Origin of the sequence: Aeromonas sp. MR7, from assembly GCF_963899385.1 — a bacterium.
Lineage (GTDB): Bacteria > Pseudomonadota > Gammaproteobacteria > Enterobacterales > Aeromonadaceae > Aeromonas > Aeromonas bestiarum.
Window position 1 is genome coordinate 18,233 of sequence record NZ_CAWQXH010000009.1, and the last position, 19,378, is coordinate 37,610.

The following is a 19,378-nucleotide window of genomic DNA, read 5'->3' on the forward strand; positions in this document are numbered from 1 at the left end:
CGTTTATATCGAGGTGGGGGATTAAGATCTGCAGCGAATGTTGCCATGACAAAAGGCGTTTTATATGCGGATTCCAGTGCGCTGAATAACCTGTTTTGACACATAGACCCGGCTTGAACACCTGTCGGTTGGCTGCGGCAAGGTGACAAGGATGGCGCATGTACCTCGAATTCAAAAAAATAAACCTGGAGCGTGACTATGGGTTTTGTGTGGCAGCCCGTCGGGACGCCTATGTTTGCAGCTTCCATCGCGACGAGGGATTTGACGAGTTTCTGGCGGGCTATCGGGAACGGATGGCGACGAGGCTGACCAGCAAGGAGTGGCATTATCTGCATGTATGGCAGGGTGGCGAGATAGTGGGGCAGCTGGAGTTTTGCACTTTCTCAGCGGAACCGGATACCGGCTATATATACCTGATCTATTTGACGCCACAGGTTCGGGGGCAAGGGTTGGCCGAATTACTGCTTCGGTATATTGGTCGCACACTGCGGCAGGCCGGTTGCCGGCGGGTGGTGTTGTCGGTCAGCCGTCTCAATCAGCGGGCGCTGCGTTTCTATCAGCGCTGCGGGTGGCAATACCTGGGGCCAAACCCCAAGCATGCCGAAACAGATTTTTATGAATATTGGTTGTCGGATCCGACGTAATCAGTAGCCGTATTTGAACGGGGAAAAAAAAGTCCCATGGAGGGGGAAAATATATGGAAGTGAGACAAGTCCGGGTATCGGATGCAGATAACATACTGGCCCTGATGAACAGACTCGACAATGAAACAACTTTTATGCTCTATGAGCCGGGTGAGCGCACCACGACAGAGGTCGAGCAAGCTCAAATATTGGCCTCGTTTATCGATGCAAACAATAAAGTCATGCTGGTACTGTCGGAGCAGGACGAGATTGCAGGTTTTATTGTCGGCATCGGTCAACCGGCAAATCGCAACAAACATGTACTGTATTGCGTTATCGGTATTCAACACTCAGCAGCTGGACAGGGCTTTGGCAAAAAAATGATGTCTGCGCTGGAGGCCTGGGCCAGGGCGCACGGCTTTGCCCGTATGGAGTTGGGCGTCATGTGTCACAATGCTCGGGCTTTCGCGCTATATCGGGCCTGCGGATTCGAGGTGGAAGGCGTCAAACGCAATACGATGAGGGTCGATGGTGAATATGTCGATGAATATATGATGGCCAAGCTGATTGAGGAGGTGGCATGAGCAAGATGCAGTGGCAGGTTCCCTTGAACGTCGCTCGGTCGCCAAAGAGTGCGCGCAGATGGGCGGTGCTTGTGCTGATGTCGCTGCTGGGCTGGTTGCTGGCCATGGCGCCAGCCCGGGCCGATGAGTCGCCGCTCGCCGCCGAGTATCGCCCTCTGGTACAGAAGGTGATCGATGCTGCCAAGGCGCGGGATCACAAGGCCCTTGCCCGTCAGATGAAGTACCCCTTCAAGCAGAAGTATCCCATCCCGGTCATCAAGAATTCGTCCGAGATGGTGGCCCGTTTCGACGAGGTGTTTGATGACGCCATTTTAAATAGCATCGCCAGCTCCCGAGTCGGGCAGGATTGGCAGACCATGGGCTGGCGCGGCATCATGCTCGGCAGTGGTGAGGTGTGGCTGGATTTCGATGGCAAGGTGATAGCTATCAATCATCAGACGGCGCAGGCCGCGGAGCTTAAAGCCACACTTATCGCCAGACAGAAAAGCGACCTGCATCCCAGCGTGCAGGGGTATAAAAGCCCCGTACTGATGTGGCAGACCGAGAAATTTACCATTCGCATCGACGACATGGGTGATGGCCACTATCGCTATGCCTCCTGGGCGAAGGGCAAGGCGCTCAGCGACAAGCCGGACTTGGTGCTCAGCAATGGCGCCGTCAGGGTGGAGGGCACGGGGGGCAACCATACCTATCAATTCAAGAGCGGCCCCTATCGCTACGAGTGCGTCGTGACCGTGCTGGGTGAGCAGGGCGCACCAACCGGTGAGCTGGTTGTCTATCAAAACGAGGCTGCCATCGTGCACCAGCCTATGATCAAAGTGCTCTGATATCCCTTAATCTGCCCGAAACGTTCAAAGCGCGGCCAAGGGCCGCGCTTTTGTTATCTGCAAGGGGCTGATGGCTTTCGCTAGCCCTGCGGTACCCTGACCCCCTTGTCGAGATAGAGGCTGCTGTAGTAGGCGCGGTGGGTGACAAACATCACCTGATGGCGGCTGCCGTCGGAGAGGATAATAAAGTCGCCTGCCTGGGCGGGGCTCTGCAGGCTGATCTCCTGTTCGGGGGCGGTCAGCTTGTCGACCTCCTCCTTGAAGGTGAGGGTGTACGAATACATAGGGTTCTCCACTGCAGGACCGTATACAGACACGCATCACAAGGCTAGTTGCCATCGTCTGTATCCGCGGCGCCCAAGCGGCACCTGTGCGGCATTTAATTTAACGGGTAAGCTGGGTCTACTTATCTTATATGGGGGCATGGCCTGCATTTGCCAGTGTCCCTCGCTTGGGGCCCCCATAACAGGCGCCAGAGTGGTTTTCAGCACGCAAGCAAGGAGTGGTCATGAAGGAGCTAGCCTCCCCGTTGGAGCCTGAGTTGGTGCGGATTGCCGCGTTTTCTGACGGGCAGCAAGGAGGGAATCCTGCCGGTGTCTGGCTAGGGCCTCGCTTGCCCGCGGCAGAGGAGATGCAACGCATCGCCGCTCAGGTGGGATTTTCGGAAACGGCCTTCGCCGCGCCCTTGTCGCCACTTGGGCCACCAGGCTCACCCCGGGGGGCTGCGACCGCCCGGCAAGCTGTCGAGTCTGGGGAGTGGCGGGTGCGTTACTTCTCCCCCGAGGCCGAGGTGCCCTTCTGCGGCCATGCCACAATCGCCCTGGGTGTGGCGCTGGCGCGGCGCTTTGGAGAAGGGGAGTATGCATTGCACCTCAATCAGACCGAGATCAAGGTGTCGGGCTGGCAGGATGAGGAGGGGCAGTGGCAGGCGGCGCTGCAATCGCCGCCGACCCGCAGCAAGCCGGCCCCGGCCGAGTTGGTGAGTGCCGCGCTGACGCTGTTTGGTTATACGTCAGCAGATCTGGATCCCCGTATTCCGCCGGCCCTTATCCATGGCGGCGCCGATCACCTGGTGCTGGCCCTGAACAGTCGGGCTGCGCTCTCGGCCATGCACTATGAACTGGCGCAGGGGCGAACCCTGATGCAAAGGGAAGGGCTGGTCACCATACTGCTGGCCCATGCAGCCCGGGATCAGCTGTTTCATACCCGCAACCCCTTCGCCTATGGCGGCGTCTATGAGGATCCCGCCACAGGCGCGGCCACCGCCGCCTTTGCCGGTTACCTGCGCGATATCCATTGGCCCCACGGCGGCATCATAGATCTCTTTCAGGGGGAGGACATGGGGATGGCGTCACACCTGCACGCCGAGATCCCGGCCGCACCCGGTAGCTCAATCAGGGTGTTCGGCCGGGCCCGCCTGATGTGAGCGACACGCAATGAAAAAACCGCCAACTGGCGGTTTTTTCCTTTGTGCAGGAGCGAACTCAGCGCGTTTCTCGGCATATTGCACCCACTATGCGCTCTGGCCATGCTCCCCAGACGGGTTCTGCTCCTTGTGAGCGGTAAGCCAGTGCAGCAGCTGACGACTTACCTGCGGGCTGCCGAGCAGGGCCATATGGCTGGTGCGATAGGCAATCCAGCAGTGGGAAGGGGGGAATGCCAGCTGGTGGTGTGCCTCGTCATGCTGGCCGAGGGCGCTGCGCAGGGGCACAAGTCCATCGCCAATCAATCGATCAGCCAGCAGACCGCGCTTGGCCGCCGTGGTGGCCGCTATGGTGAAGCAGGTCACCCCGGCGGGCAGGGGCAAGGGGGAGCGAGGATCGGGCAAGACGGTGTGCGGTTCGCCCTGCGGGGACGGCGAGTCCATCACCTTGCCGTGGCGTAGATCCTTGATGCCGGCGCTGCGCAGTTGTGCCAGCCTGACGAAGGGCTGGGTATAGGCGGTGGCAGGCAGCAGCTGCTCCAGCCAGTGACCGGCGTGTTCAAGGGGGGCGCCATGATGGGGCGTGCCGAGAAACACCATATTTTTCAGGACGCCGGGCCAGCCCATCTCACTCTGGCTGGCATGATGACAGGCGCTGCGGATCACCAAGCCGCCCATGCTGTAGGCCAGCACGCTGATCTCGTCGATGCCGCCGGGCCAGTGGGCTGCCAGTCGTTCCAGTTGACGGGCCAGCTCCCGCCCGTTTTGTGCAACGGGCAGGCCCGAGTTGTAGCGCACATAGACGGGCACATAGCCCAGCTCGCCGGCCAGCATCTCTCCATGGTTGAGCGTTTTTTCTTTGTCCTTCCCCCTGATTTGGGTCTGCCACTGCAGATCGTTCATGCACAGACCATGCACCATCAGCAGCACCCGGCCCCCGGCGGGCAGACTTGACGGCATGGCGTGCCAGTCCAGCGGCTGGCCGTCATGGCGCAGTGTCATGGGGGTAGCGAGGGCATTGTGGCTCTCGACCAGCTTGTCTCCCATCACACCATTGAGGGTGGCGAGCAGGGCGGCGCGCCTGGGCGTCTCGGGGATCTGGTGCAAGGGAGGTGTCGGCGGCAAGCGGGTGAGCAGGGCATGGATGCCACCACTCAGGGTATGGGCGGCGCCGTGCACCCCCTGGTAGACCAGACCCGTGATCCCCCGGGTTTGCCCTTGGGCCTTGCCCCTGATCCCCATGCCACTCAACACCGCCTGATGGACGGCCTCGGTGATCTGCACGGCAGCAGGCAGGACCTGGGTGAGCAAGCGGGCCAGCTCGCGGATATCGGAAAGATGCCAGGAGGAAACCGGCTGTTGCTCTGTCGACTGGGTCATGGGGCCGCCCTCAGGGAGATGGTGTCAGCAAGCAGGCTTGCACCCACTGGGTGCGTGCTGGCTGGCACAGACTCATCCAGCTTGCCGTGTTTGCCTCGGGTTTACCAGTGAAGCCGCTGGCAGATCCTGCGGGGCAGGGCCCCTTGCTGCACGGGGTGCCGCGGGAGTGCGTTTCCTCTGGCGCGAGGCGGGTCACGGTAACGGGCAGCAAAATCCTCTCTACTTGGTCATATGGCACCGTAATAGGGAGGCGAAGATGTCACTGTTTGATGAGCGCAGGGTACAGGATCTCTGTGCCCGTTTGCTGGAGGGCACCGATGAGAAGGGGTATTCACTCGATAGCAAGCATGGCCGCGAGCTGCTTGCCCTGTTGCAGGCGGTGAGCGGCGTCAAGCCGGTGGGGCGCAGCGCTCGCCATACCTTGACCCCCGCTGGGCACGACTATCTTGCCAAGCAGCTGGCACACACAACACCTCAGATGCCGGATATGCGCGGCAGTGTGCAGGCTCTTGGGGTGAGTTTGCCTTCGCGCCTCAATCAGGCCAGTTTTCATGCCCTCTGGCATGGGGACAGCAAGCATCCACGCAGTGACACAGACCCGGATCAAGCTGCCATGGACATAGCATTGACGCAGGATGAGGTGATCCGACTGCGTACCCTGAGCCCGTTGTCACTCATCGATCAGGATGGCCAGCGCCACGAGATGAGGGCGCCGATGGCACTCTTGGGAGAGCTGGCCTTGCCGGAGCGCAGCCTGGCCAGGTTGCAGGGCATCGAGTGGCAAGGGCGGCAGATAGTCACGGTGGAGAACAAGGGCGCCTTCGTAGATTACCCATTGCAAGCGGGGGACCTGCTGCTCTATGTACCCGGCCGCAATACCAGGCTGGCACGGCAAGTGATCCCGCTGTTGCCGGCGGCTGTGCCCTGGGCTCATTTTGGCGATCTGGATCAGCGGGGATTGGACATTGCCACCGAGCTGGCCGGGGCCATTCATCGGCCCCTGGCACTCTGGTTGCCCGAGACGCTGATGGCGTATATCCATCACTATGCCCGTCCTCTGACCCGTCAGCTTGAGGGGCAACAGGCCAGCAGAGGCAAGATCCCCTGGGGCGCCGCTCCCACGGCAGGCAGGCCAGGGGATCTGCTGGCAGAGGCACTCACGCATCTGATCGCACACGGGTTGTGGCTGGAGCAAGAGGTGCTGGTGCTGGCCAGACGTTGGCAGTCATGGCCATTGGGGGTGGCTTGCGACTAATGGAGTGATAAAAAAACCGCCTGATGGCGGTTTTTTTATCATGCCGGCCCTTATTTCAGGGCTTTTTTCAGCTTCTTGATCTTGCCTTCGTGCTTGGCAATTTTCTCAAGGCGTGCGGCGATCTTCTTCTTGATATCTTTCTTGCTGGCTTTGGCCATCTGTGTTGCTCCTTTTGCAGTGGGGACACCTCGAGTGTCCGTGAGTCTGTCCATCGACGTCCCAGAGTGCCACAAGGTTGCCGTCTGAGCCAAGCCTCTGTCGAAGAAAACAGCACATTTCAACCGGGGTGCCGAGGAAAAACAGGGGGGCTAGCTACGAGTGAGCTCGGTTGCAGTAGGCATCAAACAAGGTTGGGCGAGCTTGTGCGGCATATCGCGGCCACCAAAAAGCGCCCCTTGGGACGCTCTTGGTATCACTTGCAAACCGGACTCTATCAGGCTTTTTTCAGGTAGGCGGCGACCAGCACTATCTGCACGCCGTTGACCTTGCCTTCGATGTGCAGCGGGTTGTTGGTCAGGCGGATGCCCTTGACCAGGGTGCCTCGCTTGGCGGTGAAGCCGCCGCCCTTGACGTCCAGGTCCTTGATCAAGGTGACCGAGTCGCCTTCGACCAGCACGGCGCCGTTGGAATCCATAGTAGGTACGCTGTCGTCGTCGTCGCCAGCCTGGCCGGCTTCGGCCCAGGCCTTGGTCTCGTCTTCCATGTACATCATGTCCAGCATGTCCTGAGCCCACACTTCGCCCTGGCCGGACAGGGCTTTCAGCTGACGCCACGCCATGACCTGCACGGCGGGAACCTGGCTCCACATGCTGTCGCCCAGGCAACGCCAGTGATTGACCACTGTGGTGTCCGGCTGCTCCAGCTGGCCACGGCAGGTGTCACACAGGGCAAGGCTGTGATCATCATCGCTGGCCGGTGAGTGGGGCACAGCGAAGGCAGTCAGTGCCTGTTCGGCGCCGCACAGTTCACACTTGGCGCCCGCGCGCGCTTGCAGGATGGCATTGATGGTCATGTTTTGGTTCCATTCATGTTGGTAAAATGGCCCGCCTTGAGCGAACCAGGGTAAAGAGGGGGCGGAATATAGCATAAAACCCCTATCTTTGTCAGGCCAACGCCCGGGCTCCGGGTCGTTTGCCAGCTTGACACTTGCGCTCACGGCGGCTTGTCGGGGTCAAGCCGCCGGTCAGGCCCAAGCCCAGCTTCGTGGCAAATGCCCCGCATTGGCGAGTGCTTTTTGGGGAGGGATCGCTAGAATAAGCCTCTTTTTTGACTGCAAGGCAGGGGCAAGCGTGCTGGCTCAACGTTTTCAACAACTGGATAGATTGCTGACCGAGACCCGGCGCTGGTGGCAATACCAACCCTATCATCACCTGAACCTGGCCTTCGCCGACGAGGCCCCCGCGCTGGCCGCACAGCTCAACGCCATGCCCCTTGAACAGATCAATCGACTCGATGGCGACATGGGGGCGTTGTGCGACCTGCTCGCCCCCTGGATCCCGGCGGGGAAGACGCTGCATGCCCTGAGTGAGCTCGCGCTATTCAGCCCCGAGCCCATCCAGTGCGCCAAGGAGATGGCGATGCACATGCCGGGTCGCAAGCAGGCGCAGATAGAGGCCTTTACCGGCTGCCTGCCACCCCATCAAGGCCCTTATCTGGAGTGGTGCGCGGGCAAGGGACACCTGGGGCGGCTGGTCTCCCTGCATCGCCGGGCAGAGATCCTGAGCCTGGAGCTGCAAGGCCCGCTCTGTGAGGAGGGGCGTCGGCTGGCGGCCCGTGACGGGGCCCGCATGCAGTTTGTGCAGGCGGATGCCTTTGCGGCCGATGCCGGCCAGCTGCTCGCTACCGAACACCATGCCATGGCGCTGCACGCCTGCGGCGAGCTGCACACCCATCTGCTGGCGCTGGTGGCCGAGCGCGGCGCCCAGGGGGTGACCATATCCCCTTGCTGCTATCACCTGATCCGCGGCACTCACTATGTCCCCTTGTCCACCGCCGCCCGGGCCAGCGAGCTGCAGCTGGCCAAGGCGGATCTGAGGCTGCCGCTGCAGGAGACGGTGACCGCCGGGGCCCGCATCTCGCGCCTGCGCGAGCTGGAGGTGGTGTGGCGGCTCGGGTTTGACTGCCTGCAGCGCCAGGTGCGCGGAGTGAACGAATACCTGCCGGTGCCCAATATGCAAAAAAGCCTGCTCACCGGCAGCTTCGAGGCGTTTTGTGAATGGGCGGCCGAGCGCAAGGGGATAGCCCTGCCGACGGGGATGGATCTTGCCGCTTTTCTGGCCATGGGGGAGGCCCGTTATGGCGATGTCGCCCGCATGGAGCTGGTGCGTCATCTGTTCCGCCGACCGCTCGAGATCTGGTTGGCGCTCGATCGGGCGCTCTTCCTGCAAGAGCAGGGCTACCGGGTGGAAGTGGGCGAGTTTTGCGACAAACCCATGACCCCCCGCAATATCTTGATCCGTGCCGTGCGCTCTGCGCAGGCATGAGTGAGATCCCTCTGGAATGCCCGGCGGCCAGCCGGGCAGTTCCTATCCTGCCGGGTGATTGACCCCATCGATGTGTGATGTGGCCCATCATGGGATGGGCCACGGCAAGATGCGGGTTGCTAATATTTTTCATCAGCTTTTACAAGGCATATCACGGCGCACACTGCGCAATTCAGAATATCTGTTTTTTACGCATTTTATGGCGTTGCGCCCAGAGAGTGAAATGGCTCACAGATCCGTTTTATTTCTTAATTTTTGATGAGAATTTAGTTATAAAAAGGCCTATTCTCGGGATGAACTTTTCCGAGACAAGGACTGTGCCCCATGTTCAAACCCACGCAATGCGCCTGGCTGGTTGCTGCTGCCTGCGCATTTCCAAGCTATGCCGCCATGAATATTCAGCCCGATCCACAAAATACCGGTGGATATGTGATTGCCGCACCGGATCTGGCGGCAGTTGAAAAATCAAAGACAGCCAATCCCATGTACGGGGTCTGGTCAAAAGCATTGGCGACACGGCCCAATAATATTGTCGATGCCATCATACCAAGAGCGGCCAGCAACCCGGATAACGTCAAACGGGTCGAGCGGGTATTCACGGAATCGGACTGGGAATATTTAACCCAGATGGCGGCACCTGAATATACCTATGAACGCTTCTTGCGGGCCATAGGTAAATTCCCGGCTTTTTGTGGTGAATATACCGATGGCCGGGATTCGGATGCCATCTGCAAAAAATCCATAGTGACGGCCTTCGCCCATTTTGCCCAGGAGACGGGCGGGCATATCAGCAAGAACAATATATCCGACAATCCGCTGGCGCTGGAGGAGTGGCAACAGGCGCTGGTGCATGTGCGCGAAATGGGGTGGTCAGAGGGGCAGGCGGGTTACACCACGGGTTGCGGCCAGAATGACTGGCAGAACAAGAAGTGGCCCTGCAGCACGGGGCAGGGCTATTTCGGACGCGGCGCAAAGCAGCTCTCTTATCACTTCAACTACGGCGCCTTCTCCGAGGCCATGTTTGCGGGTGATGCCTCGGTGCTGCTGAGCGATCCGGGGCGGGTCGCCGACTCCTGGCTGAATCTGGCGTCCGCCATCTGGTTCTTCCTCACCCCCCAGGCCCCCAAGCCTGCCATGCTGCACGTGATCGATCGCACCTGGGTGCCTTCCCAGCGCGAAATAGCGGCGGGCATCGGCTACGGCTTTGGCACCACCATCAACGTCATCAACGGTGGCATAGAGTGTGGTGAACAGAACAAGGACAAGGGCCAGCCGGTCAACCGGATCCGTTATTGGGAGGGGCTGGCCGAGCATTACCAGATCCCCGTCAAGGCCGACGAGAAGAACACCTGCTGGCAGCAGACCCCTTATGGCAGCCTGAATCTGAATGGCGCCACCGATGTGCTTTATACCAACTGGGATGGCAACTGGAAGTACTACCCGGACAGACCCGGCGGTTACTCCTTCGAATGTGAGCTGGTGGGGTTTCAGACCGCCTATTCGGCCCTGGTGCCGGGGGATTACGAGAAGTGTGTGACCAACTTCTACGGCTCCCATGCCAACTGGCCCAAGGTGCGGGTGGTGGCCAAGCTGGATCCGGCCCCCGTGGATCCGGTCGATCCGCCGATCGGGGACGCGCCGGCCTGGAGCGCGACCGCCGTCTATACGGCGGGGGCCAAGGTCAGCTACAAGGGTGCCATTTATCAGGCAAAGTGGTGGACTCAGGGCAATGAACCCGGCAAGGGCGATCCCTGGGCGCTGGTGCCGACCAGGTAAGGAGGGCTTGGCTCCATCACCTGGGCTAACGAGATTTGTACCACGGATCCTTCATATATCTGGCTGAACGAAAAGGAAAGGGGGAGGCTTATTGCCTCCCCCTTGCATCTTATAGAGGCCATTTATTCAGCTAGGCAGAAGATGAATTGCCATGCTTGCACCTCCCGCTTATCAAGAGATGACTTCGCCCTGAAGAAGACGGTTTATTTATCCTCTGTTCATATCCGGCATCTTATGGTGCTCCCTGTTGGCGATATATGTGGGCGAAAGGCCGTTTGCTGGTCTGGCGATGTGGGTTGGATGCCATAAATATTGACGAATGGCTGCTCATTCAGCGTGATGCGATGACTGGCAGCCATCATGCAGGCCTCTTGTTATCGCGCGCCAACACTCGATAACCTGGGGCAGGGAAATTTATCTCCACCGTCATCAAGCCTATTTTCATGGCTGTTTCGTTTGGCAGAATGTGCCTGGAACAATATCCATTGCACTATATGGCGCGGCATAATGGCGTGATCTTGTCGTGTGCCAGCCTCTCACTCTGTGGATTGAGAAACAGGTGGCTATATCGGACATGGGCCTTGATGATGCGCGGGCAGAATCGGGATAAACAAGGAGGGGCCACACAATGAATATCGCCATGCATTTTGAAATTCCGGTAACGGATATGACGCGAGCCATCGGGTTTTACTCCCGCGTATTTGGCATCACGTTCGAGCGAGCGGAGATAGATGGCAACGAGATGGCGTTGTTCCCGCTCTCGGAAGGGAGCGAGGGGTGTTCCGGTGCCCTGGCCAGGGGAGAGACATATGTTCCGAGTCTGGATGGCACGCGGATTTATCTGGTGGTGACCGATATCGAGCAGGTGATGGCCAGCGCCTTGTTGGCCGGTGCCAACAGTCTGTATCCCGTTACCCGGGTTGGCGACATCATCAGGGTGGCTGAATTTCAGGATCCCGAGGGCAACCGGATCGCCCTGCAGGAAACGGCCAGACGCTGACGCAAACATTCATTCATGCTGGGCAGGCCAAACGGGGTCCGGCTCGGCACAGACAAGCAGGTGTTATGACGATACGTATTGCTACCCCGGCGGATGTCCCGGCGATGTTCGAGGTGCGTACCAGTGTGCGAGAGAACCAGATGTCCCTCCTGGAGCTGGCCGCAGTGGGGATCACCCCCGCCACCTTGCCCGGCATGCTCACCGGAAGCGGGCGAGGCTGGGTGGCCTGTGATGGGGACCAGGTGGTGGCGTTTGCGATGGCAGAGGCCGGTGACGCCACCATATTTGCCCTGTTTGTGCGCCAGAGTCATGAGGGCAGGGGGCTGGGGCGCCGCTTGATGCAGGCTGCCGAATGCTGGCTCAGTGCCGAAGGGTGCACCGAGGTGTGGCTGCTGACCGATGCGGATCTCCGGGTCAGGGCCAACGGTTTTTATCGCCACCTTGGCTGGATGGAGGATGGCATTCAGAAGGAGGGAGAGATGCGTTTCAAAAAATGCTTGCGAGATGATGGGTAACGAGCAGGCTGTGGTGAACGCGTCCCTCTTTGGGGAGAGGCAGCACCACCCCAGATGCAGTGCACAGGCTGGATCAGTGCCGTGTTTTGTGAGGCAGTTAATGGCGAGGGCGCGACAGGCGTGGTACTCATCTGATGCGAAATATGGCCGAAGAACGGCTTGGATCCATTTTGTCAGGGAGGCGTTATGCAAGGACATTGTTTGTGCGGCGGGATCCTGGTGTCGAGCGGGGATCATCAGGAGGTCAACCTCTGCCACTGCACCACCTGCCGGCGCTGGTCCGGCGGTCCCCTGTTTGCGGTGCACTGCGGCAAGGACGTGCGTTTCAGCGGGATGGCGCCTGTGGCCTATCGCTCCTCGGAATGGGCGGAGCGCGGCTTTTGCCCCACCTGCGGCACCCACCTCTTCTATCACCTGCTGCCGACGGATGAATACATAGTGCCGGCCGGCCTCTTCCAGCGGGACGATTTTCAGCTGGCGAGCCAGATCTTCATCGATGAGAAGCCAGACTTCTACGAGTTGAAGAACGAGACGCCCACCCTGACCGGCCAGCAGGTGTTCGAGCAGTTTGCGCCCAAGCCCTGATGAGAAAGGTGCTGATGCGATGACGTTGACAGACAAGGACAAATGATGGAACTGGTGGTGATCCGCCATGGTGAGACCCAGGCCAATGCCGAGGGGCGTTATCTGGGGGCGCTGGATGTCGGGCTGAACGACACGGGAGTTGCGCAAGTTGCCAGATTGGTGCAGCTGATCGCGGCGACGGAGGCGCCGTTTCAGCGGTTGCTGACCTCGCCTCTGCTGCGGGCAAGGCAGAGTGCTGAACTTGTCTCGCGCACGCTGGCGCTGCCTGCCCGGATAGTGCCCGCCTTTCGTGAACGTCATGTGGGGGTATTTGAAGGGCTGACCCAGGCAGAGGCGAAGGAGCGTTATCCCGAGCTGTGGGCGCGCAATATTACCCGGCGCTGGACAGCAGCGCCCCCGGAAGGAGAGTCGCTGGATGCCGTGATTGTGCGGGTGTCACTGGGGTTGACCAGGCTTGCCGAGGAGGCGCAGGGCGAGCGGGTCTTGCTGGTGGCGCACGGGGTGGTGGCAAAAGTGATCCGCGCCCTCACGACCACGGGATTCTCCGATTTTTTCGACTGGCAATTGTCTAACGGTGGCAGCTTGGTCGTGGTGCACGCATCGAGCGGGCCACTGATACGTTTCAGTCGTCCGAGCCTGCAAGATTGAGCGCTTCACCAGCTCGTCGAAGCGGCGCCGATGGCATCGAGAGACGACTTGATGTCCCTGTATGAACATGCAACCTCCACTGCGAATAACACGTTGATATTCAGTACAGTGTGGGCGTTTTTCCACCAATCATACCATGCGTCAGGATCCGCAATGGCGTGAGTCAAGCCGTGGCGGGGGTGACTGGCTCAGGGGGCGTGGCTGGGCTTTACTCTGTTGACTTGGGTATCGCACACGTCGCCAGCTGTGTTTGGAGAGGCGGTCTCGGTGTCGAGGCCAGCGCTGGCAAGGGATGTCAATCGAGGCAAGGAGAGAGGGATGAAGATCAGCATTGATGCGCGTATCGAGCAGGAGATAGACGCCGTCTGGTGGGCCTGGAATGACCCGGACTGTGTCGTCAAATGGAATGCCGCCTCCGATGAGTGGCACACCACGCGCAGCCGGGTCGATCTGGTGGTGGGTGGTCGTTTCTGTCATCACATGGCGGCCAGGGATGGCAGTGCCGCCTTCGATTTCGAGGGCACCTTCACCCTGGTCGAGGCACCGACCCGGCTTGCCTATGTGATGGATGACGGACGGGCTGTGGATGTGCGCTTCGTCGAGGAGCAAGGTGCCACCCTGGTGAGCCTGGACTTTGATGCCGAGTCTGCGCATAGCCGTGAACAGCAGCAAGCGGGCTGGCAGGGCATTTTGAACAACTTCAAACACTACGTGGAGGCGGCGGGCTGACGCAGATCCGGCCAGGCCAATAAAAAACCACCGGCGGGCAGCGGTGGTTTTTTATTAGGACATGAGCCCAAGTGTGTGATGCAGGCGGCAGGCACTGATGGCAAGGGGCATCAAGGTGGCGCTATCGGCAGGGGTGTTATCACCCTTTGTCTGTGGCCGTTTACTCTTCTATATCCAGCAGCACTAGGATGGCGCTGTCGCCGCCCCATTCGCGGGGGGCCTGATGAAAGGCGCGCACATTGGGGTGCTGGGCCAGCCAGCTCGGGATCCGCTGCTTGAGGATGTGTTTGCCGATGCCGTGCATCACGGAGGCGACGTGGATGTTCTCTTTCTGGCAGAGGGTGAGCAGGGCGGCCAGCTCCTGCTTTGCCTGGTTCTGGTTCATGCCGTGCAGATCCAGATAAATCTCCGGCGGATAGATGCCGCGTTTGAGCTTCTTCAGCTCGAATTTTGACACATCGTCACGCACGTAACGGGTCGGGCCATCCTCGTCCAGATGGGGCTGGTACTCGTCGCTGAAAAAGTGGCCAACCCCAAGCTTTTCGCGGCTTTCACGCAGTTCGCGTTTCTGCTTGACCGGGCGCAGGTCGGCCCTTATGGTATCTTGCTTAATTTTCCGGGTACCTTTGACAGCATCGCGAAACAGCAGGCTTTCCTCGATCGTCGGTGAGGGCGTTTTTTTCATCAGGTACTCGTCTTGCTCGCTATATAGGTTTCTCGGGCCGGATATTACTCGACTTGGAGGTGGATTTGGACAAGATATTTATCGATGAGGTGGTTGCCGAGATGCACACCATCCAGGACATGTTGCGCTGGGCCATGAGTCGTTTCAACGACGCCGGGATCTTCTACGGACATGGTACCGACAACGCCTGGGATGAGGCCGTGCAGCTGGTACTGCCCGCGCTACATCTGCCGCCGGACGCGGATCCGGGCATGCGCCACTCCCGTCTGACCACCAGCGAGCGTCATCGCATCGCCGAGCTCATCATTCGCCGCGTGCAGGAGCGCGTGCCGGCCGCCTACCTGACCAACAAGGCCTGGTATGCCGGTTGGGAGTTCTACGTGGACGAGCGGGTGCTGATCCCGCGCTCCCCCATCGCCGAGATGGTGGCCAACCGCTTCGCCCCCTTCCTCAAGCATGAGCCGACCCGGATCATGGATCTCTGTACCGGTTCCGGTTGCATCGCCATCATCATGGCTCACGAATTCCCGGATGCGGAAGTGGACGCCATCGACATCAGCGTGGATGCGCTGAACGTGGCCGAGCGCAACATCACCGATCACGGTCTGGAGCAGCAGGTCATTCCGATCCGCTCCGATCTGATGCGCGATCTGCCCGCCGGTGACAAGTACGATCTCATCGTCTCCAACCCGCCCTATGTAGATTCCGAAGATATGTCGGATCTGCCGGAGGAGTTTCGTCACGAGCCGGAACTCGCGCTGGCCTCCGGCTCGGATGGCCTCAAGCTCACCAAGCGCCTGTTGGCCAATGCCGCCGACTTCCTCAAGGATGATGGCGTGCTGGTGGTCGAGGTGGGCAACAGCATGATCCACCTGGAAGCCCAGTTCCCGGAAGTGCCCTTTACCTGGGTCGAGTTCGAGAACGGTGGTCACGGCGTGTTCGTGATGACCAGGGCCGAGCTGGAGCAATACCGGGACCATTTCGCGATTTACAAGAGCTAAGCAGCAAGGAGCACCCATGGCAGGGAACAGTTTTGGCCAACTCTTTCGGGTCACCACTTTTGGCGAGAGCCACGGCCTGGCGCTGGGCGCCGTGGTCGACGGCTGCCCGCCCGGGCTCGAGATAAGCGAAGCGGATCTGCAGGGAGATCTGGATCGGCGCAAGCCCGGCACCTCCCGTTACACCACGCCACGCCGTGAACCGGATGAGGTGAAGATCCTCTCCGGAGTGTTCGAGGGCAAGACCACGGGCACCTCCATCGGGCTGCTCATCGAAAATACCGATCAGCGCTCCAAGGACTACTCCGACATCAAGGATGTGTTCCGCCCGGGCCATGCCGATTACACCTACCACCAGAAATATGGTCAGCGGGATTATCGGGGCGGCGGTCGCTCCTCCGCCCGTGAGACCGCCATGCGGGTGGCGGCGGGGGCCATCGCCAAGAAGTATCTCAAGCAGATGCACGGCATCGAGATCACCGGCTTCCTTTCCCAGCTCGGCCCCATCAAGGCCGAGGCGTTCGATGCGGCGCAGATTGAGCAGAACCCCTTCTTCTTCCCCGATGCGGGCAAGCTGGAGGCGCTCGATCAGTACATGCGTGACCTGAAAAAAGAGGGCAACAGTGTCGGTGCCAAGGTACAGGTCATTGCCAGCAAGGTGCCGGTGGGCCTGGGCGAGCCGGTGTTCGACCGGCTCGATGCCGACATAGCCCACGCCATGATGGGCATCAATGCCGTGAAAGGGGTGGAGATAGGCGACGGCTTTGCCGTGGTGGAGCAAAAAGGCTCCGAACATCGCGACGAGATGACCCCGGCCGGCTTTGCCAGCAACCATGCGGGCGGTATTCTGGGCGGGATTTCGTCCGGTCAGGATATTGTGGTGAGCATGGCGCTCAAACCCACCTCCAGCATCACAGTGCCGGGCAAGACCATCAATACCGAGGGCGAGGCTATCGAGATGATCACCAAGGGTCGTCACGATCCTTGTGTCGGCATCCGCGCCGTGCCCATCGCCGAAGCCATGCTGGCGCTGGTGTTGATGGATCACCTGCTGCGCCATCGAGCCCAGAATCAGGGTGTGCTGACCCATACGCCCCAGTTGCGCTGATCGGCCTGCCTACCCCGCCAACTGATCGAACGGTGGCGCAGAAAAATACGCAATGACGCAGTCACAGGCAGCGCAAAAAGGCGACCCCAGGGTCGCCTTTTTTATGGATCTCGCCGCCTAGGGCTGACGGGCCTGGGCCGTGTCTGGTCTGGGCGCGGCTTCCTCACTCTCTGGATTGTCAAACCGGCATGGAGGCGGGGCAAAGCCGCTGCCGGGCGAGGGAAGGGCGGCGATGGCGTCATTGACCCGGGCGAGCTCTGCCTCGCTCACCGCCTCTTTGGCAAACATCAGGCTGACCGGCTGATGGTGCAGCAACAACTGGCAGCGGATGAAGCCATCCGCCCCCAGCTGTTGCAGCCGATAACGCGCGTATTGCCACTCCATGATGACCCCATCCAGGCGACGAGCCAGCAGCAGCTCGATCAACCTGTCGTCGGTGTTGTAGTCGTTGGCGCCCTTGAGGGCCGGGCAGTGCGCCATCCGCTGGGTGGGGCGGGTGCCACGCAGCTTGCCCAGATGCAGTTGCGTCTGCTGGCACAGGGCGGGGAGGCTCTGGATGCCTTGCCAGGGATCGGCATGGCCCGGAATGGGGTTGTGGCTCAGCAGCACGAAGGTACTGCGCCGGTAGGGGGCCGAGAAGCGGGCGAACTCGCGCCGATCCGGGGTATCGAGCGCTCCCATGGCCAGATCCAGCTGTTGCTGCTTGATCAGGTGCAGGGCCCGGGCCCAGGGCAGGTTGCGAAAGCGCGCCTCCAGCCCGGCCTGGCTCAGGATCTGGCGGGTCAGGGTCACATCCAGCCCATCCAGCGATCCTTGAGGGTTGATGTAGCTAAAGGGCGGCCAGTGGCCCCAGGCCACCGACAGCCTGGTCTTGGCCCCGAGCGGCAGGCTCAGGCCCAGTGCCAGCAGCAGCAGGCCTGCCTGACGCCAGCGACGACACTTGCTTGTGATATGTGCAGCCATGAGCCTGAACCTCCTTGTTCGGGGACTGAAATGATGGTCGTCTGTTGCTGGCATCAAGCATAGCCTGATTCGAATGAGTTCTGAGGCAGGATCTGCGAGCGGGAAGGTGACCCACTTTTTCGGTTCGCGCTGGGATGAACATCACATTTCTCTCGTTTATCCACGGCAACTCCGTTAGACTGCGCCTCTATTCTTTCCCCTTTGCTCTGCTCCCCGGGGAAATCGTTGTTTTCTCAATAGGCCCAGAACTTGTGAGATGGCATCGGCTCAGCAGAGGAGCCCCACCACAAATCCCCGGCGCCACTATCCCTAGCAGGTAATTATGAGTTTTTCTTCCCTCGGTCTGGCCGAACCCTTGTTGCGTGCCGTTGCCGAGCAAGGCTACGACACCCCGTCTCCCATTCAGCTGCAAGCGATCCCCGCCGTTCTGGCTGGTCGCGACCTGATGGCGGCGGCCCAAACAGGGACCGGCAAGACCGCAGGCTTTACCCTGCCGATGCTGCAGCGTCTGATGGAGAGCAAGCGTAAAGTTTCTCCCAACCGGATCCGCGCCCTGGTACTGACCCCGACTCGTGAGCTGGCCGCCCAGGTGGGCGAGAGCGTGCGCAACTACGGCAAACATCTGCCGATGCGCAGCCACGTGGTCTTCGGCGGTGTCAGCATCAACCCGCAGATGATGGCGACTCGCCGTGGTCTGGACGTGCTGGTTGCCTGCCCGGGCCGCCTGATGGACCTCTACAACCAGAACGCCGTCAAGTTCGACGAAGTCGAGATCCTGGTGCTGGACGAAGCGGATCGCATGCTCGACATGGGCTTCATCCGCGACATCCGCAAGATCCTGGCCCTGATGCCCAAGCAGCGTCAGAACCTGCTCTTCTCCGCGACCTTCGCCGACGAGATCCGCGAGCTGGCCACCGGCCTGCTCAACAACCCGGCCGTGATCGAAGTGGCGCCGCGCAACAGCACGGCCGAGCGCATCGAGCAGCTGGTTCACCCGTGCGACAAGGCCAACAAGATCGGTCTGCTGAGCCATCTGGTCACCAGCAACGACTGGCAGCAGGTACTGGTGTTCACCCGTACCAAGCACATGGCCAACCGTGTTGCCGAGACCCTCGACAAGAACGGCGTCAGCGCCGCCGCCATCCACGGCAACAAGAGCCAGGGTGCCCGAACCCGTGCTCTGGCCGGTTTCAAGGAAGGTAGCGTCAAGGTGCTGGTTGCGACCGACATCGCCGCCCGTGGTCTGGACATCGACAAGTTGCCGCAAGTGGTCAACTTCGAGCTGCCCAACGTGGCGGAAGACTATGTACACCGTATCGGTCGTACCGGTCGTGCCGGTGCCGCCGGTCACGCCATCTCCCTGGTCGCGGCTGATGAAGGCAAGCTTATCAAAGCCATCGAGCGTCTGACCAAGCAGAACATCCCGTGCGAGCAGGTGGCCGGCTTCGAAGCCTCCCGCGAAACCCTGGACAACATCGCCCGTGGTATAGGCGCGCCGCTGCGCAAAGAGCCCCGTGATCCGAGCGAGCAGCGCCGTGTTGCGCCGCGTCCTCAGGGTCAGGGCCAGCGTCAGGGCGCCGGTCGCTCCGCCAATGGCGGCAACGCCGGCGGTGCCCGCACCGGTAACGGTGGCAAGCCCAAGCCGCAGGGCGGACAGCGTCCGGCCGATGGCGCCGGCAAACCGGCCCAGGCTCGCCGCCCCCGTCGCGCTACCCACAACCAGTAAGTGACTGAGGTAACACCTCCCAGCGTCACAGGTTGATATAAAAAGCCCTGCCAATTCGGCAGGGCTTTTT

Annotated in this window: 20 protein-coding genes; 15 read left to right on the forward strand and 5 right to left on the reverse strand. The window is 60.5% G+C overall.

Annotation, left to right across the window (positions count from 1 at the left end; translation table 11 throughout):
• The first annotated feature begins 158 nt into the window (after positions 1–158).
• The 3 genes from AACW87_RS04475 to AACW87_RS04485 are packed head-to-tail and all read left to right on the forward strand — an operon-like array spanning position 159 to position 2,034.
• Positions 159–644, forward strand: a complete 486-nt coding sequence (locus AACW87_RS04475) for a GNAT family N-acetyltransferase (protein ID WP_241326671.1) — start codon at positions 159–161, stop codon at positions 642–644.
• Between the two features lie 53 nt (positions 645–697).
• Positions 698–1,207: a GNAT family N-acetyltransferase gene (locus tag AACW87_RS04480; RefSeq protein ID WP_241326672.1), complete on the forward strand. Its 510-nt coding sequence runs from the start codon at positions 698–700 to the stop codon at positions 1,205–1,207.
• Positions 1,204–2,034, forward strand: a complete 831-nt coding sequence (locus tag AACW87_RS04485; RefSeq protein WP_445206845.1) for a hypothetical protein — start codon at positions 1,204–1,206, stop codon at positions 2,032–2,034. Before AACW87_RS04480 ends, AACW87_RS04485 begins: the two co-directional genes overlap by 4 nt.
• Positions 2,035–2,114: 80 nt before the next feature.
• Here AACW87_RS04485 and AACW87_RS04490 read toward each other — a convergent pair whose 3' ends face one another.
• Positions 2,115–2,318, reverse strand: coding sequence for a hypothetical protein (locus AACW87_RS04490; RefSeq protein ID WP_241326673.1), 204 nt, complete (start codon positions 2,316–2,318; stop codon positions 2,115–2,117).
• Between the two features lie 224 nt (positions 2,319–2,542).
• On the opposite strand from AACW87_RS04490, the gene AACW87_RS04495 reads away from it, so the two are divergent.
• Positions 2,543–3,460, forward strand: coding sequence for a PhzF family phenazine biosynthesis protein (locus tag AACW87_RS04495; protein ID WP_241326674.1), 918 nt, complete (start codon positions 2,543–2,545; stop codon positions 3,458–3,460).
• 87 nt (positions 3,461–3,547) lie between these two features.
• Here AACW87_RS04495 and AACW87_RS04500 read toward each other — a convergent pair whose 3' ends face one another.
• On the reverse strand, positions 3,548–4,837 hold the full coding sequence (locus AACW87_RS04500; protein WP_241326675.1) for a lipase family alpha/beta hydrolase: 1,290 nt from the start codon (positions 4,835–4,837) through the stop codon (positions 3,548–3,550).
• 256 nt (positions 4,838–5,093) lie between these two features.
• Here AACW87_RS04500 and AACW87_RS04505 point away from each other — a divergent pair, with 256 nt between their 5' ends.
• Positions 5,094–6,092, forward strand: coding sequence for a Wadjet anti-phage system protein JetD domain-containing protein (locus AACW87_RS04505; protein ID WP_241326676.1), 999 nt, complete (start codon positions 5,094–5,096; stop codon positions 6,090–6,092).
• Between the two features lie 433 nt (positions 6,093–6,525).
• Here the strand turns inward: AACW87_RS04505 and AACW87_RS04510 are convergent, their stop codons facing one another.
• Positions 6,526–7,104 carry a PhnA domain-containing protein gene (locus AACW87_RS04510; protein WP_241326677.1) on the reverse strand — a complete coding sequence of 193 codons (579 nt, stop codon included), beginning with the start codon at positions 7,102–7,104 and terminating at the stop codon, positions 6,526–6,528.
• Between the two features lie 241 nt (positions 7,105–7,345).
• Here AACW87_RS04510 and AACW87_RS04515 point away from each other — a divergent pair, with 241 nt between their 5' ends.
• The 7 genes from AACW87_RS04515 to AACW87_RS04545 all read left to right on the forward strand — a co-directional run bounded on the left by AACW87_RS04515 (position 7,346) and on the right by AACW87_RS04545 (position 13,828).
• Entirely contained in the window at positions 7,346–8,575 is a 1,230-nt protein-coding gene (locus tag AACW87_RS04515; RefSeq protein ID WP_241326697.1) for a methyltransferase, read from the forward strand.
• Positions 8,576–8,899: 324 nt separating this feature from the next.
• A complete protein-coding gene (locus tag AACW87_RS04520; RefSeq protein WP_241326678.1) occupies positions 8,900–10,351 on the forward strand; it encodes a chitinase in 1,452 nt (483 codons plus the stop codon).
• 628 nt (positions 10,352–10,979) lie between these two features.
• Positions 10,980–11,351 (forward strand): VOC family protein, encoded by a 372-nt coding sequence (locus tag AACW87_RS04525; RefSeq protein WP_241278688.1) that lies wholly within the window; start codon positions 10,980–10,982, stop codon positions 11,349–11,351.
• Positions 11,352–11,416: 65 nt separating this feature from the next.
• Positions 11,417–11,866 (forward strand): GNAT family N-acetyltransferase, encoded by a 450-nt coding sequence (locus AACW87_RS04530; RefSeq protein ID WP_241278689.1) that lies wholly within the window; start codon positions 11,417–11,419, stop codon positions 11,864–11,866.
• Positions 11,867–12,052: 186 nt separating this feature from the next.
• Positions 12,053–12,451 (forward strand): GFA family protein, encoded by a 399-nt coding sequence (locus AACW87_RS04535; RefSeq protein WP_241278690.1) that lies wholly within the window; start codon positions 12,053–12,055, stop codon positions 12,449–12,451.
• Between the two features lie 45 nt (positions 12,452–12,496).
• The gene (locus AACW87_RS04540; protein ID WP_241326679.1) at positions 12,497–13,099 is read left to right on the forward strand and encodes a histidine phosphatase family protein; all 603 of its coding nucleotides are present in this window, start codon (positions 12,497–12,499) and stop codon (positions 13,097–13,099) included.
• A gap of 318 nt (positions 13,100–13,417) precedes the next feature.
• Complete coding sequence (locus AACW87_RS04545) at positions 13,418–13,828, forward strand: SRPBCC domain-containing protein (protein ID WP_241326680.1); 411 nt, start codon at positions 13,418–13,420, stop codon at positions 13,826–13,828.
• A 160-nt stretch (positions 13,829–13,988) separates the two neighbouring features.
• Here AACW87_RS04545 and smrB read toward each other — a convergent pair whose 3' ends face one another.
• Positions 13,989–14,513 (reverse strand): endonuclease SmrB, encoded by a 525-nt coding sequence (gene smrB / locus AACW87_RS04550; RefSeq protein WP_005315464.1) that lies wholly within the window; start codon positions 14,511–14,513, stop codon positions 13,989–13,991.
• Between the two features lie 65 nt (positions 14,514–14,578).
• Here smrB and prmB point away from each other — a divergent pair, with 65 nt between their 5' ends.
• Together prmB and aroC are read left to right on the forward strand one after the other, a co-directional pair.
• The gene (gene prmB / locus AACW87_RS04555) at positions 14,579–15,514 is read left to right on the forward strand and encodes a 50S ribosomal protein L3 N(5)-glutamine methyltransferase (protein ID WP_043142017.1); all 936 of its coding nucleotides are present in this window, start codon (positions 14,579–14,581) and stop codon (positions 15,512–15,514) included.
• Between the two features lie 16 nt (positions 15,515–15,530).
• On the forward strand, positions 15,531–16,619 hold the full coding sequence (gene aroC / locus AACW87_RS04560; protein WP_043555824.1) for a chorismate synthase: 1,089 nt from the start codon (positions 15,531–15,533) through the stop codon (positions 16,617–16,619).
• Positions 16,620–16,736: 117 nt separating this feature from the next.
• On the opposite strand, the gene AACW87_RS04565 is transcribed toward aroC, so the two are convergent.
• Positions 16,737–17,582 (reverse strand): substrate-binding periplasmic protein, encoded by an 846-nt coding sequence (locus AACW87_RS04565; protein ID WP_241326681.1) that lies wholly within the window; start codon positions 17,580–17,582, stop codon positions 16,737–16,739.
• A 322-nt stretch (positions 17,583–17,904) separates the two neighbouring features.
• Between AACW87_RS04565 and AACW87_RS04570 the strand changes: the two genes are divergently transcribed.
• On the forward strand, positions 17,905–19,308 hold the full coding sequence (locus AACW87_RS04570; protein ID WP_043555822.1) for a DEAD/DEAH box helicase: 1,404 nt from the start codon (positions 17,905–17,907) through the stop codon (positions 19,306–19,308).
• The last annotated feature ends 70 nt before the right edge of the window (positions 19,309–19,378 follow it).

Excerpts from the sequence above, each read along its gene's own strand:
- AACW87_RS04490 (WP_241326673.1), bottom strand. The coding sequence starts at position 2,318 with ATGTATTCGTACACCCTCACCTTCAAGGAGGAGGTCGACAAGCTGACC.
- AACW87_RS04505 (WP_241326676.1), top strand. The coding sequence starts at position 5,094 with ATGTCACTGTTTGATGAGCGCAGGGTACAGGATCTCTGTGCCCGTTTG.
- AACW87_RS04480 (WP_241326672.1), top strand. The coding sequence starts at position 698 with ATGGAAGTGAGACAAGTCCGGGTATCGGATGCAGATAACATACTGGCC.
- AACW87_RS04535 (WP_241278690.1), top strand. The coding sequence starts at position 12,053 with ATGCAAGGACATTGTTTGTGCGGCGGGATCCTGGTGTCGAGCGGGGAT.
- AACW87_RS04495 (WP_241326674.1), top strand. The coding sequence starts at position 2,543 with ATGAAGGAGCTAGCCTCCCCGTTGGAGCCTGAGTTGGTGCGGATTGCC.
- AACW87_RS04525 (WP_241278688.1), top strand. The coding sequence starts at position 10,980 with ATGAATATCGCCATGCATTTTGAAATTCCGGTAACGGATATGACGCGA.
- AACW87_RS04485 (WP_445206845.1), top strand. The coding sequence starts at position 1,204 with ATGAGCAAGATGCAGTGGCAGGTTCCCTTGAACGTCGCTCGGTCGCCA.
- AACW87_RS04510 (WP_241326677.1), bottom strand. The coding sequence starts at position 7,104 with ATGACCATCAATGCCATCCTGCAAGCGCGCGCGGGCGCCAAGTGTGAA.
- AACW87_RS04530 (WP_241278689.1), top strand. The coding sequence starts at position 11,417 with ATGACGATACGTATTGCTACCCCGGCGGATGTCCCGGCGATGTTCGAG.
- aroC (WP_043555824.1), top strand. The coding sequence starts at position 15,531 with ATGGCAGGGAACAGTTTTGGCCAACTCTTTCGGGTCACCACTTTTGGC.
- AACW87_RS04570 (WP_043555822.1), top strand. The coding sequence starts at position 17,905 with ATGAGTTTTTCTTCCCTCGGTCTGGCCGAACCCTTGTTGCGTGCCGTT.
- AACW87_RS04545 (WP_241326680.1), top strand. The coding sequence starts at position 13,418 with ATGAAGATCAGCATTGATGCGCGTATCGAGCAGGAGATAGACGCCGTC.
- smrB (WP_005315464.1), bottom strand. The coding sequence starts at position 14,513 with ATGAAAAAAACGCCCTCACCGACGATCGAGGAAAGCCTGCTGTTTCGC.
- AACW87_RS04520 (WP_241326678.1), top strand. The coding sequence starts at position 8,900 with ATGTTCAAACCCACGCAATGCGCCTGGCTGGTTGCTGCTGCCTGCGCA.
- AACW87_RS04565 (WP_241326681.1), bottom strand. The coding sequence starts at position 17,582 with ATGGCTGCACATATCACAAGCAAGTGTCGTCGCTGGCGTCAGGCAGGC.
- AACW87_RS04475 (WP_241326671.1), top strand. The coding sequence starts at position 159 with ATGTACCTCGAATTCAAAAAAATAAACCTGGAGCGTGACTATGGGTTT.
- AACW87_RS04500 (WP_241326675.1), bottom strand. The coding sequence starts at position 4,837 with ATGACCCAGTCGACAGAGCAACAGCCGGTTTCCTCCTGGCATCTTTCC.
- AACW87_RS04540 (WP_241326679.1), top strand. The coding sequence starts at position 12,497 with ATGGAACTGGTGGTGATCCGCCATGGTGAGACCCAGGCCAATGCCGAG.